Source organism: Mycobacterium sp. NAZ190054, from assembly GCF_001545925.1.
Taxonomy (GTDB): domain Bacteria; phylum Actinomycetota; class Actinomycetes; order Mycobacteriales; family Mycobacteriaceae; genus Mycobacterium.
Genome location: NZ_LMVQ01000042.1, coordinates 1 through 15,508, shown reverse-complemented (window position 1 = coordinate 15,508; position 15,508 = coordinate 1). Strand labels below are relative to the sequence as shown.

The 15,508-nt window shown below is 68.5% G+C and carries 16 protein-coding genes and 1 pseudogene; 8 read left to right on the top strand and 9 right to left on the bottom strand.

The window, feature by feature from the left end; translation table 11 throughout:
* The 6 genes and pseudogenes from ASJ79_RS04375 to ASJ79_RS04350 form a co-directional block, all read left to right on the top strand.
* Window positions 1–537 (top strand): annotated as a pseudogene (locus ASJ79_RS04375) (histidine kinase); the annotation flags it as partial.
* On the top strand, window positions 534–923 hold the full coding sequence (locus tag ASJ79_RS04370; protein WP_067953520.1) for a serine protease inhibitor: 390 nt from the start codon (window positions 534–536) through the stop codon (window positions 921–923). The pseudogene ASJ79_RS04375 and the gene ASJ79_RS04370, both read left to right, overlap by 4 nt.
* A gap of 7 nt (window positions 924–930) precedes the next feature.
* The gene (locus ASJ79_RS04365) at window positions 931–1,308 is read left to right on the top strand and encodes a DUF742 domain-containing protein (RefSeq protein WP_067953519.1); all 378 of its coding nucleotides are present in this window, start codon (window positions 931–933) and stop codon (window positions 1,306–1,308) included.
* Window positions 1,289–1,855: an ATP/GTP-binding protein gene (locus tag ASJ79_RS04360; RefSeq protein WP_067953518.1), complete on the top strand. Its 567-nt coding sequence runs from the start codon at window positions 1,289–1,291 to the stop codon at window positions 1,853–1,855. The genes ASJ79_RS04365 and ASJ79_RS04360 overlap by 20 nt, the downstream gene beginning before the upstream one ends.
* Entirely contained in the window at window positions 1,856–2,407 is a 552-nt protein-coding gene (locus ASJ79_RS04355) for a pentapeptide repeat-containing protein (RefSeq protein ID WP_067953517.1), read from the top strand.
* Window positions 2,408–2,530: 123 nt separating this feature from the next.
* Entirely contained in the window at window positions 2,531–3,754 is a 1,224-nt protein-coding gene (locus tag ASJ79_RS04350; protein WP_067953516.1) for a globin domain-containing protein, read from the top strand.
* Here ASJ79_RS04350 and panF read toward each other — a convergent pair.
* The 8 genes from panF to ASJ79_RS04310 all read right to left on the bottom strand — a co-directional run bounded on the left by panF (window position 3,728) and on the right by ASJ79_RS04310 (window position 13,156).
* Window positions 3,728–5,236, bottom strand: a complete 1,509-nt coding sequence (gene panF / locus ASJ79_RS04345; protein ID WP_067953515.1) for a sodium/pantothenate symporter — start codon at window positions 5,234–5,236, stop codon at window positions 3,728–3,730. The two genes, ASJ79_RS04350 and panF, sit on opposite strands and share 27 nt — an antisense overlap.
* A gap of 13 nt (window positions 5,237–5,249) precedes the next feature.
* Complete coding sequence (locus tag ASJ79_RS04340) at window positions 5,250–5,555, bottom strand: DUF997 family protein (protein WP_067953514.1); 306 nt, start codon at window positions 5,553–5,555, stop codon at window positions 5,250–5,252.
* Between the two features lie 16 nt (window positions 5,556–5,571).
* Entirely contained in the window at window positions 5,572–6,831 is a 1,260-nt protein-coding gene (locus ASJ79_RS04335) for an amidase (RefSeq protein ID WP_067953513.1), read from the bottom strand.
* Window positions 6,825–8,213: an amidohydrolase family protein gene (locus ASJ79_RS04330; protein WP_067953512.1), complete on the bottom strand. Its 1,389-nt coding sequence runs from the start codon at window positions 8,211–8,213 to the stop codon at window positions 6,825–6,827. The genes ASJ79_RS04335 and ASJ79_RS04330 overlap by 7 nt, the downstream gene beginning before the upstream one ends.
* 317 nt (window positions 8,214–8,530) lie before the next feature.
* Window positions 8,531–9,313 carry a GntR family transcriptional regulator gene (locus tag ASJ79_RS04325; protein WP_067953511.1) on the bottom strand — a complete coding sequence of 261 codons (783 nt, stop codon included), beginning with the start codon at window positions 9,311–9,313 and terminating at the stop codon, window positions 8,531–8,533.
* Window positions 9,314–9,464: 151 nt separating this feature from the next.
* The gene (locus ASJ79_RS04320; RefSeq protein ID WP_067953510.1) at window positions 9,465–10,025 is read right to left on the bottom strand and encodes a TetR/AcrR family transcriptional regulator C-terminal ligand-binding domain-containing protein; all 561 of its coding nucleotides are present in this window, start codon (window positions 10,023–10,025) and stop codon (window positions 9,465–9,467) included.
* A gap of 133 nt (window positions 10,026–10,158) precedes the next feature.
* Window positions 10,159–12,732: an FHA domain-containing protein gene (locus ASJ79_RS04315; RefSeq protein ID WP_067953509.1), complete on the bottom strand. Its 2,574-nt coding sequence runs from the start codon at window positions 12,730–12,732 to the stop codon at window positions 10,159–10,161.
* 25 nt (window positions 12,733–12,757) lie between these two features.
* Window positions 12,758–13,156 carry a nuclear transport factor 2 family protein gene (locus ASJ79_RS04310; RefSeq protein ID WP_067953508.1) on the bottom strand — a complete coding sequence of 133 codons (399 nt, stop codon included), beginning with the start codon at window positions 13,154–13,156 and terminating at the stop codon, window positions 12,758–12,760.
* A gap of 48 nt (window positions 13,157–13,204) precedes the next feature.
* Between ASJ79_RS04310 and ASJ79_RS04305 the strand changes: the two genes are divergently transcribed.
* A complete protein-coding gene (locus tag ASJ79_RS04305; protein WP_067953507.1) occupies window positions 13,205–13,768 on the top strand; it encodes a TetR/AcrR family transcriptional regulator in 564 nt (187 codons plus the stop codon).
* Here the strand turns inward: ASJ79_RS04305 and ASJ79_RS04300 are convergent.
* Window positions 13,752–14,948: an NADH:flavin oxidoreductase gene (locus ASJ79_RS04300; RefSeq protein ID WP_067953522.1), complete on the bottom strand. Its 1,197-nt coding sequence runs from the start codon at window positions 14,946–14,948 to the stop codon at window positions 13,752–13,754. The genes ASJ79_RS04305 and ASJ79_RS04300 overlap by 17 nt on opposite strands.
* Window positions 14,949–15,006: 58 nt before the next feature.
* Between ASJ79_RS04300 and ASJ79_RS04295 the strand changes: the two genes are divergently transcribed.
* Window positions 15,007–15,508, top strand: a 502-nt coding sequence (locus tag ASJ79_RS04295) for a tetrahydrofolate dehydrogenase/cyclohydrolase catalytic domain-containing protein (protein WP_304439099.1), incomplete at its 3' end; no start/stop codon positions are given.

The following is a 15,508-nucleotide window of genomic DNA, read 5'->3' as shown; positions in this document are numbered from 1 at the left end:
CCCGCGCCAACCGCCGCGTCGGCCGGGCCTGGACGCTCAAAGAACAACTGCGTGACCTCTACCGCTTCGAGCACGAACCCGGTGTCGCCCGTCAACTACTCAAGGCCTGGATTACCGCCGCCCGTCGCACCTGTGGCGCCCGAGCCTGCGTCGCCGCCGGAACCGGAGCCCACGCCGGAACCGGAGCCCGCGTCGGCCGGTGCCGAAGACTCGATCTACCAGACGATGCTCTCCGAATGGCTGATCGACCCGCACGAGCTGTCGCACAGCACCGACCTGGACTGGAAAACGGTGTGGGACCACGGCTGGTCGGCGGCCGAAGCGGCGGCCGCCGCCCCGGTGCACGAGCACACCGCCGAGGGGCTGCCGATCCGCCGGCCGGGTGCTCGCTTCGTGCCCGGTCATGCCGACAGCGAGCCGGTAGCATCGGCCGCGCGCGACCCCGAAGCCGTCCGCGCGAGCATCGGCAGCCACTTCGGCGGTGTGCACGCCGGCCGGCGGCACGCCAAGGAAGCCGGAGGAACCGACTCGCTATGACGTCGCTCGACTGGTTGGTGGCCAGGTTCGCCCGCGAGGTGCCCGGGGTGTCACACGCGATCCTGGTCTCGGCGGACGGCCTGCTGATGGCGGCCAGTGAACACCTCCCGGGGGAGCGGGCCGACCAGCTGGCGGCTGTCGCATCGGGCTTGGCGAGCCTGTCGACCGGCGCCGCGCAGCTGTTCGACGGCGGTTACGTGCTGCAGTCGGTCGTCGAGATGGAGAACGGGTATCTGCTGCTGATGCGGGTCGGCGACGGGTCCAGCCTCGCGACGCTCGCCGCCCGCAACTGTGACATCGGCCAAATCGGTTATGAAATGGCAATTCTCGTCGAACGAGTCGGTGCCGTGGTCCAGGCCTCGCGACGCACCACCCAGCATCCGTGAGCCGATCATGGGAGCGCACGACAAACCGGAACGCGACGCTGCCGAGCCCAGTCTGGTACGCCCGTACACGCTGACGGCGGGCCGCACCGACGCGTCTGTGCAACTTCCGCTCGAAGCCCCGGTCGGGGTGGCCGCCACGGCGCGGCCGTCACCTTGGCCGGCCAACGATGTCCGCAGCCAGATCCTGGTGCTGTGTGCCGACCGCCCGTCCGTGGCCGAGGTTGCCGCGCATCTCTCACTGCCCCTCGGCGTGGCGCGGGTGCTCGTCGGGGACCTGGTGGTGCAGGGTTATGTGCGGGTACACACCACCCTGGGGGAGGCGGCGACCGCCGACGAACGACGAGAACTGATCGGAAGGACACTGCGTGGCCTCAGGGCGCTCTAAGGCATCGATCAAGATCGTGGTCTCCGGTGGTTTCGGCGCGGGAAAGACGACCTTCGTCGGCGCCGTGTCGGAAATCGTGCCGTTGCGCACCGAGGCGTTGGTGACCGACGCGTCGGAGGGCGTGGACGGGCTGGAGGCGACGCCGGACAAGTCGACGACCACGGTCGCGATGGACTTCGGGCGCATCAGCCTGGACGAGGACCTGGTGCTGTACCTGTTCGGAACCCCGGGCCAGCGCCGGTTCTGGTTCATGTGGGACGACCTGATCCGCGGCGCGATCGGCGCGATCGTCCTGGTGGACGTCCGAAGGTTGGCCGACAGTTTCGCGGCGGTGGACTTCTTCGAGGCGCGCAAGCTGCCGTTCCTGGTCGCGGTCAACGAATTCGACGGCGCCCCGCGTCACCCGTTGTCGGCGGTGCGTACCGCGCTGGCGCTGCCCGAGCACGTCCCGCTGATCACGGTGGACGCCCGCAGTCGGGAATCGGCCAAGGCCGCGCTGATCGCGATCACCGAGTATGCGTTGACCCGGCTGGCTGCGACCGGCTGAATGGATGCCCACGAAAGCGACCGCGAGTTCGAGCGGCAGGACTTTCGCGACGAGGATCTCAGTCGGCTGCGCACCGAGCGGGTTGTGTTCACCGAGTGCGACTTCACCGGTGCGGACCTCTCCGATTCCGAACACGTCGGATCGGCGTTCCGTAACTGCACGTTTCGCCGGACATCGCTGTGGCACAGCGCTTTCCGGCAATGCAGCTTTCTAGGTTCGACGTTCACGGAGTGCCGGCTGCGGCCGCTGACGGTCGTGGAGGTCGACTTCACACTCGCGGTGTTGGCCAATGTCGACCTGCGTAAGACCGATCTGTCGGACTGCCGGCTGCGCGAGACCAGCCTGGTGGGTGCGGATCTGCGGGAGGCTGTGCTGGCGCGTGCGGATCTGAGTGGAGCCCGGGTGCAGGATGCCCGTCTGGATGGCGCGGACCTGCGGGGTGCCCGGGTCGATCCCACGTTCTGGACCACCGCGAGGCTGCGGGGCGCCAAGGTCGACCTCGCTCAGGCGATGGCGTTCGCTGCGGCACACGGGCTCGACATCGCGGGTTGACCGCGTAAGAGCTGGTCAAAAAACCGCACGTCAGTGCGTGTTTAACGGCACAGCCGGAAAAGTCGCATCCGGCGTGCGCCTTTTCTAGCGTCGGTGTCGGACCACCAACCGAAAGGACCTCCGATGACCGTCACCGTCGTTCCCGCCGAACTGGAAGCTGCGCACGCGCAGATCATCTCGGCGACATTGCCGTTGATCGGCGCGCACATCGACGAGATCACCACGGAGTTCTACCGCCGGATGTTCGATGCGCACCCGGAACTGTTGCGAAACCTGTTCAATCGCGGCAATCAGGCCCAGGGTGCGCAGCAGCGTGCGTTGGCGGCGTCGATCGCGACGTTCGCCACCCACCTCGTCGACCCGGCGTTACCGCATCCGGCCGAACTGCTCTCGCGGATCGGGCACAAGCATGCGTCGCTCGGGGTGACCGCCGACCAGTACCCGGTGGTGCACGAGCACCTCTTCGCCGCGATCGTCGCAGTCCTCGGCGCCGACACCGTGACCGCGGACGTGGCCGACGCGTGGGACCGGGTGTACTGGATCATGGCCGACACGTTGATCGCCCTGGAACGCAACCTCTACCGCGAGGCGGGCGTGGCGGACGGTGACGTGTACCGCCGGGCGAGGGTGGTGTCGCGGATCGACGATCCGTCCGGAGCGGTGCTGATGACCGTGCGGCCGCTCGGCCAGCCGGTCGCCGGTTTCCTTCCCGGACAGTATGTTTCGGTCGGTGTGACGATGCCCGACGGTGCTCGGCAGCTGCGGCAGTACAGCCTGGTCAACGCCGCGGGGCAGGACGGGCTGACCTTCGCGGTCAAGCCGGTGGCGGCCGGCGCCGGAACCCCCGCGGGCGAGGTGTCGTCGTGGATCGCGGCCAACGTGTGCGTGGGCGACATACTCGACGTCACGGTGCCGTTCGGCGATCTGCCCGCACCGGACGGCAGCAGGCCGGTGGTTCTCGTCTCGGCCGGCATCGGAGTCACGCCGATGATCGGCATCCTGGAGTACCTGGCCGCGTCGGCGCCCGACACCGTGGTGCGCGTGCTGCACGCCGATCGCAGCGACCAGACCCACCCGTTGCGCGAGCGCCAGCTCGAGCTGACCGCCGCGCTGCCCGACGCGCGCCTGGATGTCTGGTACGAGGACGGCCTGACGGCCGGTGTGCCGGACGCTCACGCCGGGCTGATGAACCTCGCCGGCATCGAACTGCCCACCGGCGCCGAGGTGTACCTGTGCGGCAACAACGGTTTCGTGCAGGCGGTGCGCGCGCAGCTCATCGGCCGCGGTGTCGCGGGGGAGCGGCTGCACTGCGAGCTGTTCTCACCGAACGACTGGCTGCTGGGCTAGGGCCTGTTCTGGGCCGGTGTCGGCACGACCCCAGAACGCCTGCAGCACAGCACGTTCGGGCTTGGCCGTGGCCAGGCTGACGCCCACCATCAGGACCAGAGAGACCGCGAGGGACCAGAAGATGGGATCGGCAGCCAGCATCGGGTCGAGTACCTGGGCGAAGAGCAGGTAGGCGACGCCGCCGCCCAGGCAGGACGCCACCGCTCCCGGGGTGTTCGCGCGCGGCCAGTAGAGGCCGAACAGCAGCGGGAACAACAGGCACGACGCCAGGCCGCCCACTGCGAAGAACACCAGCGAGGTCAGGAGCTCCGGCGGGTTGAGCGCCAGCAACACCACCAGGGTGCCGATCACGCCCATGGACGCGCGGTTCAGCACCATCCTGCGCCGCGGGTCCACGTCGCCGTTCTTCGCCTTGACGTAGATGTCCTCCACGAGGCTCGAACACACCACCAGAAGAACCGAATCCACGGTGGACATGATCGCGGCGAACGGTACGGCGAGGAAGATGCCGGCCGCCAGGGACGGGAAGAGTTCCTTGGCCAACAAGGGGATCACCTGATCAGGCGCCTCGATCTCGCCGAGGAAGTGGTGACCCGCGGCGCCGGCGAACCAGATGACCACCGTGAAGGTGATGGCCGCGACGGTACCGATCACCATCGCCTTGTGCAGGGCACGTGAGTCCTTGAAGGCGAACCCGCGGACGGCGGCATGCGGCATGGACAGCAGCGCGATACCGAGCAGCAGACCGCCCGAGGACAGGATGAACAGCGAGCCGAGCTCGCCGCCGCCGTCGGGGCTGATCAGTGCCGGATTCGCGGCCTCGACCGAGTCGACGATCGGGCCCAGCCCACCGGCCATCCCCACGATGAGCACCACGAGCAGGACGGAGCCGAGGGCCATGAAGATGCCCTGGACGAGATCGGTGATGGACGCGGCGCGGAAGCCGCCCAGGACGGTGTAGGCGACGGTGATGGCGCCGACGGCCAACGCGCCGAGGTGGTACGGCACCCCGGCCATGGCTTCGAGGACACGGGCGCCGCCGACCACCTGGGAGACCATGAAAACGGTCAGGAACACGGTGATCAGGACGGGAACCACGTAGCGCATCACGGCTCCGGGATAACGGGCCTCGAGGATCTGCGGCAGCGTGTAGGCCTTGATCTTGCGGCCGACGATCGCGATGCGCTTACCGAGCAGGCCGAGACCCACGGCGATGGAGCCGGACTGCAGGGCGCCGATGACGAGCCAGGAGAAGCCCACCGAGTAGGCCAGGGCGGGGGTGCCGAGAAACGACCCGGCGCTGCCGAGCGAGGCAGCGAACGTCAGGGCGAGGGTCCAGCCGCCCAAACTCCGTGAGCCGACGTAGAACTCCTCGGAGAACTCGCTGGCCTTCTTGCCGGCGATGACGTTGAACCCGTACACGCCGACGAGCAACACCACGAGCAGGTAGACGGCGAACGGAAAAAGCAGTGTCCAATCCACGGGGTCGTTCCTCTCAGCGCTGCGCCGCGGCGTCCGCGGTGTCGGGGTCGGGGTCGAGCGGCATGTCCTGGTAGGTGAACCGGGTCATCGCCCACACCGACACGACCAGAGCGACCGGAGCGACCACCCCGGTCCAGAACAGATACGTGGGAAGGCCGAAGATCCGCCCTTCCGGGTCCAGCGCCCACAGCGCGGCCGCCGCCACCACAACGACGATGGTGTACACGCTGAACAGTCCGAGCGCCGACATCGCCTCCTTGAAGCACTGTCTGTTACGGGGATCCTCCTCGATCCCATACTCCTGCAAGAGTTTTGACATGATCTTCCTCTCTGGTTCAGGCTCGGTCGGCAACGTTGTCGGCGGTGAGGTGCCGGGCGAGCCAGTGGGCGGCGGTCAGGGCCGCCTCGTCGGCGCCGGGCCGTGCGAGCAACTGCACGCCGAGCGGCATCCCGGTCTCGACGTCGGTCAGCCCCGGCACCACGACGGCGGGCAGCCCGAGGGCGTGCCAGCACCTGGACTGATCGGGGTTACCGGTGGCGGTGCCGACGGGTGCGGGCCCCGTGGCCGCGGGTGCGAGGACCACGTCGGCACCCGTTTCGTCGAGGGCGGCCCCCAGCGCCCCACGGACGGTCATCGCATGCCGGGCCGCGTCTTGCTCCTGCGTCGCGGTGATCGCGGAGCCGCGGGTGAGGAGGGCGCGCAGCAGATGACCAGGCTCGTCACCGGCGCTGAGCAGATGGCCGAGGGCTCGATGGGCGCCGGCGGCCAGGAGCGTGGAATGCACGTCCGACAGGTCACCCAAGCCGTCGATGCACGGCAGCGGCGAGACCCGCGCGCCCGCCGCTCGGGCACGTGCGACGGCCAGGGTGAGGGCCGCGCGCATACCGTCTTCGACACCGCCGAAGGCGGACCCGTCGAACACCGCGATGCGCGGCGCCCGTGTGAGGTCGGCGACCGTGACCCCGTAGAGCGCCGCGGTGACCGTGACGAGTTGCTCGACCGTGCGGGTCATCAACCCGACGGTGTCAAGAGCCCCCGACAGCTCCTGGATGCCCGCGGTCGGCCAACGGCCGTAACTGGTGACCAGCGCCGCGATGCCGCAGTACGAGGCGGGGCGGACGGTGGACGCGGCGGTCTGGGTCGCGACGGCCAGGTCCGCCATACCCGCGGCGACGGCTGCGGCCGAGCCACTCGAGGAACCGCCGGGCGTCCGGGCGGTGTCGTGCGGGTTCCGGGTGGGGCCCGGGTCGAAGTAGGCGTACTCGGTGGTGACCGTCTTACCCAGGATCGCGGCGCCGGCGACCCGGATGCGGGCGACGACGTCCGCGTCGTTCGCGGCGGGCGCGGCGTCGTCTCGGGTCGAGGAACCGCAGCGGGTGGGCAGCCCTGCGACATCCACCAGGTCCTTCACCGCAGCCGTCATGCCGTGGAGGGGCCCGGGCCGTTCGAAGGCGGCGGCCCGGTCGAGCTGGGCTGCCTGCGTGCGGGCGCCGTCGGCGTCGACCAAGACCCAGGCCCGCACCGCCGGTTCCCGCTCCCGAATGACCGCTAGCGCCGCTTCCACGGCGGCGGTGGACTGGCCACGGCTCAACATTGGTCGGCCGGCCAGTCACGTGGCGGTGCGTGGTGGGTCAGCCGCTCGGTGAAGTCGACCGCGCGGCGGTGTACACCGGAGTCGACGACATACGGTGCCACCAGACGCCCGCCCTGGTAGACCGCCGAAGGAGTTTCGAGTTTCGAGACGTCGCGCACGGCGTCGCCGGGGGCGACCATGATGTCGGCAAGTTTGCCCGCCTCGAGGGTTCCGACGTCGGCGGCGACACCGCAGGCCCGGGCTGCTACCGAGGTGACCGCCTTGATCGCGTGGGTCGGCGCCATGCCGGCGCTCACGGCGAACTCCACACAGTGCTGCAGCGTGCCGAAGCCCATGTCCTGCGGGCCGGCGTCTGTGCTCAGCGTGATCCTGCCCTCGAACCCGTCGCTCAGCATCGATCCGAAGACCTGACCACGCATGTCGATGTAGGCCTCGAGTTCTGCGAGCTTGGCGCGTTCGTATCCGGTGAGTGCGGCGGTCTCGGCGTTCTTCGTCCGCAGCATGCGCATGGTCTCGTATCCGCCGACAAGGGCCGTGTAGGACACGAAGCTGCCGGCCCGGAGCATCTTGTCCGCGACCCTGCCGTCGTACACCATCCGACCGTGGCCGGTGATCCCCTGCCCGAAGGACACGGGTTCACCGGGCACGAGGAAGTCGGCGTGCTCGATGCAGTCGAGCCCGGCGTCGATCGCGTTCTCGATCGAGGTCGTGGAGCGGCAGTGCGCAGTGGTCAGTCGCCCCAAGCCGTGCGCGGTTTCGACCGCGACCTGCATCTCACGGATCGTGTATGACGAGTAGTACGGCGAATTGCCCGCCGTCGCTCCGCCGCTCGCCATGATCTTGATGTGATCGGCGCCCTCGGCGGTGAGCACCCGCACGGCGGCGCGGATCCGGTCGAGACTGTCGGCGACACCGTTGCACCAGTGGAAGTGCCCGGCGGAGTGGGTGATCGGGCGCCCGGCCAGCAGGAGGCGGGGGCCGTCGATGAAACCGCGGTCGATCGCATCCCGCACGGCGAACACGATCGTGTTGCGCCCGCCGTTGTCGCGAAGCGTGGTGACCCCGGCCGACAGATGGCGCTGAAGATTGTTGACCGCGATCAGTGCCATCAGCTCGTCTGAGTCGCGGACCTGCTCCTCGTAGGCCTTGCCGTCGCCACTGAGCGTGATGTGGCAGTGGGTGTCGATCAGCCCGGGCAGGATGGTGGCATCGCCGTAGTCGTACACGGGAAGCCGAGGATCGCCGCGGTAGTCGGATCTCGTTCCGACGCTGACGATCCGGTCGTGCCGGATCTCGACGTACGCGTCGTCGATCACCGTGTCACCCGTCGCGGTGAACGCGCGCCGTGCGCTCAGCACGTAGTGGTCGGGAAGTAAGTTCATGACAGATGCGTGTCGTGTAAGTTCGTTGGCGCTCAATCGGATTCGTTCGCACCATGGTCGGCGATCCGAATCGGACTGCTGCGCTTCACCATCACATCTCCTCATTTCCGGGCATCGAGCGTGCACATTGCTACCAGCTCGGAAGTTTCGCCGCATTCACCCGCAGGTTAAGCATTTGTTTCGCACGCCAATCGGGCGCTGAACGCCGTCGTGACGTCGCGTTTTTCGCGGCAGGAAACATGTAACGCCGCAGCCCGACCCGAAATGGACCGGCTCGGGGTGACGTTCCGTGTGCGGCCCGGTGAGTTCCGCCGCGGTCAGTCCGCGGCGACCCGGCTGTCGACGATCGTCCGGTCGCCGCGGTGCCGGGTGAACCCGAATTCGACCGGCATCCCGTCCGGCCCGCTGACGACGTACTCGAAGAGGAGGATGGGCGCGCCGGCCAGCGTCTCGAGAACCTCGGCAGAGGCCCGGTCGGCGACGATCGCCTCGATGACCAGCTGTCGCATCACATTCGGCCCACGGGTCAGGTCTTCGAGAATCTCGGGCAGGAATCCGTCCAACGGGTGCTCACGGATCTTCGGGACCCTATCCGCCGCCACCCACGTGGAGCGGATCCGCTGTGGGGATCCCGCGACCGAGAACAGCGATTCGACGTACAGGACCGGGTCGCCGGCGGAGATCTCCAGTCGCTCGGCGACGGGGATCGGAGCGGCGAGCTCGTCGCGGACCAGCGCGGTGACGGAAACCGCCGTGCCGCTCACCTTGAGCAGGAGTGTGTCGTCGTCCTCGTTGATGTGGATCAGGTCCGGTGTGCGAAGCATGCTGAAGGCGACCGCGGCTCCCCGCGTCAGCGTGCCGACGCCGCGGATCCTCTCGACCATGCCCTGCTCCTGCAGGATGTTCAGCGCGCCCCGCAAGGCGTTGCGTGTCGTGCCGTATCGCTTGATCAACTCCCATTCGTGCGACAGCGACCCGCCGTAGACACCGGCGTGGATGTCGGCCCGGACGAGATCGGCGACCCGGCGGGCGGCTGCCCCCCGCCGGAACTCAGCCGAATCGGCCAGTTCGCCGCGCCGGCCGTCACGGGTCTCATCCATATCGTGAATATCTTGCACGGTGCTCGCCCCGCCGATGTAGCGGACCGCCCGCATCGGACACGTTCCTGCCGGACGTTCCAGAACAGCGTCCCGGGCAGCGTCTACTACGTGGATGTCCGCTGAGCGGACAATCGGGCTGCAGTGCGTTGACTCAGCGCTCGATGGCGCGAGTGACCAGGTCGGCGATCATCCGGCAGTAACCGGGATCGACCGGCCTGTCACTGTAGAGGGCGAAGGTGTGCAGCGGCGCCGTCAGCAACTGGAGCACGATCCCCGGTCTGACGCCGTCGCGCAGTTCGCCGCGAGCGGCGGCCCGCTCGAAGATCACCTCGATCGTGGCGGTGCGCATGGTCCAGAACAGCGCCCGGGTGTCGTAGTCGGCGGCCGGGGTCTTGGTGTCGACCACCGCCATGCGTGCGATCCGTCGCCCCACCGGTTCGTTCACATACGCGGCGATGGCAAGCGCCAATTCGGTCAGGTCCTCGCGCAGCGAACCGGTGTCGGGCACGGAGACGATGGTCTCGCTGTAGTGGAGCAGCGCATCAAGGATGAGTTGACGGTCGCTTTCCCAGGTCTGCTGCAGATACTCGGTGCTCAGCCGCGACCGATGCGCCACGCCTTCCATGCTGAAGCGGTCCACGCCCCACTGCTGAAGTTCAGCTAATGCGGCGTGGATCGCGGCTTCACGCTGTGACGCGTCTGCGTCGGACACCTGGTACTCCCCTGTATGGCCTGCATACCGAGCCTACGAGACCGCGAGCGATTTACCGCGGAATCAGGGGATTTCCTTGCAAAGGAACAGAGAACCCACAGTCCAGGAAACTTGTGCGGGTCTACTGCCAAATTTACGCAGCCTTCAATCGGATCCGCCAGCGCACGAACGCGAGGTACGCCACGCTGATCACCACGAGCATGCCCACGTCGAACAGCCATGCGCCGGAGGTGTGTTCCCAGTGGCGGTCCTGGGGCGTCAAGGGCCCGGGGACGAGCCGGATCAGGTCGATCGTCGACGCCGATGCCGCGAAACCCCATCGCGCGGGTGTGAACCACGACATCTGATCCAGCACGATCCTGTCGGTCACCGGGATCATCCCGCCGGAGAACACCAGCTGCGACATGATCGCCACGACCAGCAGCGGCATGATCTGCTCGGCGGACTTGGCCAGAGCCGACAGCGCAAGGCCGACCATCGCCGCGGCCACACACGTCACCGCGATGTCGGTGAACAGTTCCAAACTCCGGTTGCCGAGCACGGCGCCGCTTTCCACGGCGCCGGGGCCCCAGCCTTTACCCGCGATCGCGATCGAGGTGACGATCGCCGACTGCACGATCGCGAACGCGGTGAACACCACCACCTTGGCCAGCAGATAGGCCGACGTCGAGAGGCCGACCGCCTGTTCGCGCCGGAAGATCGCCCGCTCGCTGATCAGTGCACGAATCGTCAGCGCGGTGCCCATGAAGATCGCGCCGACGTTGAGCATCACCAGGATCTGTCCGGGTTCGTTGGGGGCTTCGCCGCCCTCCATCGCCGTCTTGGGCACGCCGAACCCGACGTCGCCGGGCACCGACAGCGACAGCACACCCATGATGAACGGCAGCAGCATCAGGAACGCGAAGTAGCCCCGGTCGGAGATGACCAGCCGGATCTGGCGCCGTGCGATCGTGGAGAGCTGCCGGCTCAGGCTGGTGCGGGTCGGGGTGCCCAGCTCCGACGGTGTCAGCGCCGGCGGCTGGGGTGGCGGCGGCCCGTGCTGGGCCAGATAGCGCTGCGCGGCGGCGTCGGGATCACCGGCGACGGTGCTGAAGATGTCGGCCCAGTTGGTCGTGCCCATGGACGGGCCGATCTGGCCGGGCGGCCCGTAGAACGCGGTCTTGCCGCCGGGCGCCAGCAACAGCACCTGGTCGCACACGTCGAGGTAGGTCAGCGAGTGGGTGACGACGAGCACCACGCGGCCGGCGTCGGCGAGCTGGCGCAGCATCGTCATGACCTGGCGGTCCAGCGCGGGGTCGAGACCCGAGGTGGGTTCGTCGAGGATCAGCAGCGACGGGCCGGTCAGCAGTTCCAGCGCCACCGACGCGCGTTTGCGCTGTCCGCCGGACAGTTTGTCGACCCGGGTGTCGAGGTGTTTGGTCATCTCGAGCTCTTCGAGCACCTCGTTGACGACCTGTTCGCGGTCGGCCTTCGTGGTGTCCGGCGGCAGGCGCAGTTCGGCGGCGTACATCAGTGCCTGCCGGACGGTCAGCTGCCCGTGCACGACGTCGTCCTGCGGCACCATCCCGATCCGGGAGCGCAGCGACGCGTACTCGGCGTGCACGTCATGGCCCTCGAAGGACACCTGACCGGTGGTCGGGTGTGTGTAGCCGGCGACCAGCCGCGCGAAGGTGGACTTGCCGGCACCGGACGGGCCGATCACCGCGGTCAGCGTGCCCGGGCGCGCCGACATCGAGATGTTGTCCAGCAGCGTCTTGTTGTTCTCGATCGTCCAGGTGACGCCGTGGACCTCGAGACCCCCGGTTGCGGTCGCGGCGGCGGTCTCGGTGCGACGCACCAGCGTGCCGTCGCGGAACACGAGGTCGACGTTGCCGATCGTGACGGTGTCGCCGTCGGTGAGGATCGCGCTCTCGACCCGGGATCCGTTGACGAACGTGCCGTTGATGCTGCGGTTGTCGCGGATCTCGGTGCCGGAGGGCGACGGCACCAGCGTCGCGTGATGACGCGAGGCCAGCACGTCGGGGATGACGATGTCGTTGTCGCTCGCCCGGCCGATCTTGATCGACCCGGGGGGTGCTTCCGCGGGCCGGCCCGGCCGCAGGATCTTGAGCATGCTGGTGGCGAGGTTGCCGTCGCCGCCGGACCGGGGTGCTGCGGCCGGCCCCATCACGGTCACCGACTCCATCGCCGGGGACGAGATGGGTTGTCGGACGGGCCGCGACGGCGGGGCGGTGGGCCACGGTGCGCTCGGCGGATAGGTGCCCGGACCGGTCGGGTACGGGCGGTGCACCGGCGGGCGCCCGGTCGGCGGTGGAGGAGGCTGCGACGGCCGGGTCGCGCCGGTTCGGCCGGCCACCGGGACTGCCGCCGTCGGAGGCGGCGAACCCGCCGAGCCCTGATGGCGGCCGACCTCGAAGACCAGCAGCGGGCCGTCGGGGTTGCCGATGTGGACCTGGGCGCCGTCGGCGATCTCGGCGGCGGGCACCCGCCTGCCGTTGACGTACATACCGTTGAGGCTGCCGTTGTCGATCGCGACCCACCGGCCCTGGTCGAACCGCAGCACCAGATGGGCGCGCGAGATCAGCGGGTGGGCGATCCGGACGTCGGCCCGCAGGTCCCGGCCGACGACGACGTCGTTGCCGGCCGCGAAGGTGCGAGTGGATCCGTCATACCGAACGGTCAGCGCAGGGGTTGCTGGTCGGCTCATCGCGGGCAACTCTATCGGTAACCGGTCACGCCGGTATGTGCCACCTGACGGTGTCGGTGATCTGTTGCAGCGCTGTTATCTGCTCGTTCCTCACGGTGATCACGTGGGCGAATGCGGCGTCGACCCGTGCCGGGCTGTCGCGCGCGGATCCACGGTAGGTGCCGAGCACCACCACGCGACCGTCCCGCGGTCCGACGCTCAGATACTCGTGCGGGACGACCTCGACGTCGTACGCCGCATCGATGCGTCCCCACACCTCGGTGACCATCGCGACACGCCCATGGTGTTCACCACCTACCCCATGGGGCATGCCCGTACTCACACGACCTTCGAAATCGTCTGCGAGCAAGGCGAATAGCGCGTCGGCGTCCTTGTCGGAAAGCGCCCGGTAGAAGCGTTGTGCGACGTTTTTCGCAGTGTTCACGGCTCCTCCTCTCTTAATAGAGAGTATTCTCTATTTTAGGGTGGAGCAATGCCGCGGCCCGCTCGATACACCGTCGATGTCCTGCTCGACGCCGCAGCGGAGCTGCTCGCGGAGGAAGGCCCTGCCGCGGTGACGATGTCGGCGGTTGCGCGCAGCACCGGCGCCCCGAGTGGCTCGGTGTACCACCGGTTCCCGACACGGGCGGCGTTGTGTGGCGAGCTGTGGGTGCGTACCGAGGAGCGCTTCCAGGACGAGCTGGTCGAGGCGTTGTTGACCGACGGCGACGCCCAGCAGCGCTGTGTGGCCGGCGCGCTGCGGATCCTGCAGTGGTGCCGCGACAACCCGGTCGAGGCACAGGTCATGCTCGCCGGTCCGCACGAGCTCGACATGGGCGAGTGGCCCGAGACCGTGACGAGCCGGCGGAAACGCTTGCAGCGCAGGCTGCGTAAGGTGCTCTCCGACCTGCCCGACGACACCGCGCGGGTCAACGCGGCGATCATGGACGTGCCCGCCGCGATCGTGCGGCGCCACCTGAGGGCGCGTCAGACGATCCCGGCGAGCGCCGACGCCATCGTCGCGGACTGCGCCCGCGCGCTCATCGCCCCGAGCTGACCGGGGATGGCGAACCGGTGCGCACGCAGTAGGTGTGGCTGTAGATCGTCGGCATGCACAGGTTGCAGTGGTCGCAGATCGACTTCACGCTGCGGTCGGCCTGGATCCGGTTGAGCAGATCGGGTTCGGCCAGCAGCGCGCGCCCCATCGCGACGAAGTCGAAACCCTCGGCCATCGCGCGGTCCATCGTCTTCCGGTTGGTGATACCGCCGAGCAGGATCAGCGGCAACGTCAACTCGTCGCGGAACTTCTTGGCGTCCCGCATCAGAAAGGCCTCGTGGTACGGGTACTCGCGGATGAACTTCTTACCGGTCATCCGGATACCCCACGACAGCGGCGGTTTGAAGGCCCGGGAGAACTCCTTGACCGGGGCGCCGCCGCGGAACAGGAACATCGGGTTGAGCAGCGAGCTGCCCGCGGTCAGCTCGAGAGCGTCCAGGCCGCCGTCCTCTTCGAGCCACTTGGCGGTCTGCAGCGACTCCTCCAGCGGGATGCCGCCGCGCACCCCGTCGGACATGTTGAGCTTCGCGGTCACCGCGATCTGGTCGCCGACGGCACGCTTGACCGCCAGCACCACGCCGCGCGCGACCTTGGCGCGGTTCTCCAGCGATCCACCGAACTCGTCGTCGCGACGGTTGATCAGTGGTGACAGGAACGAGCTGGCCAGATAGTTGTGGCCGAGGTGGATCTCGACGGCGTCGAACCCGGAGTCGATGGCCAGCCGGGCGGCGTGGGCGTGAGCTTCGGTCACCTCGGCGATGTCCTCGCGGCTGGCCTTCTTGGCGAACCGCATCGACAGTGGATTGAAGAACCGCACCGGTGCCAGGGCCTGCGCCTTGTTGGTGCGGGCGTTGGCCACCGGTCCGGCGTGTCCGATCTGCGCGCTGATCGCCGCGCCCTCGGCGTGCACCGCGTCGGTGAGCCGGCGCAGGCCCGGCACCGCGTCGGGCCGCATCCACAGCTGCCAGCCGTCGGTGCGGCCACCCGGGGCGACGGCGCAGTAGGCGACCGTGGTCATGCCGACCCCGCCGGCCGCGGGCAGGCGGTGGTAGGTGATCAGGTCCTCGGTGACCAGCGCGTCAGGAGTGGCGGCCTCGAACGTCGCGGCCTTGATGATGCGGTTGCGCAGGGTGACCGGGCCGAGCTTGGCCGGACCGAACACATCGGGCGGGGCTGTCATGTCGCCGAGCATGCCACGCCCTCGTGCCCGCAGAACACTGCCTGTCAGAATGATGCGCGTGGGTGCGATCACTTTGGACGGCAAGACCACGCGCGACGAGATCTTCGTCGACCTCAAAGAACGCGTCGCAGCCCTGACCGCCGCCGGGAACACGCCCGGGCTCGGCACCGTGCTGGTCGGCGACGATCCCGGGTCCCAGGCCTACGTCCGCGGCAAGCACGCGGACTGTGCCAAGGTGGGCATCAACTCGATCCGGCGTGACCTGCCCGCCGACATCAGCCAGAACACCCTGCTCGAGACCCTCGACGAGCTCAACGCGAACCCGGACTGCACCGGCTACATCGTGCAGTTGCCGCTGCCCAAGCACCTGAACGAGAACGCCGCGCTGGAGCGCGTCGATCCGGCCAAGGACGCCGACGGTCTGCATCCGATGAACCTGGGCCGGCTGGTGCTCAACGAGCCGGCGCCGCTTCCCTGCACGCCGCGCGGCATCGTGCACCTGCTGCGGCGCTACCAGGTGGAGATCGCGGGCGCCCACGTCGTGGTGATCGGCCGCGGCG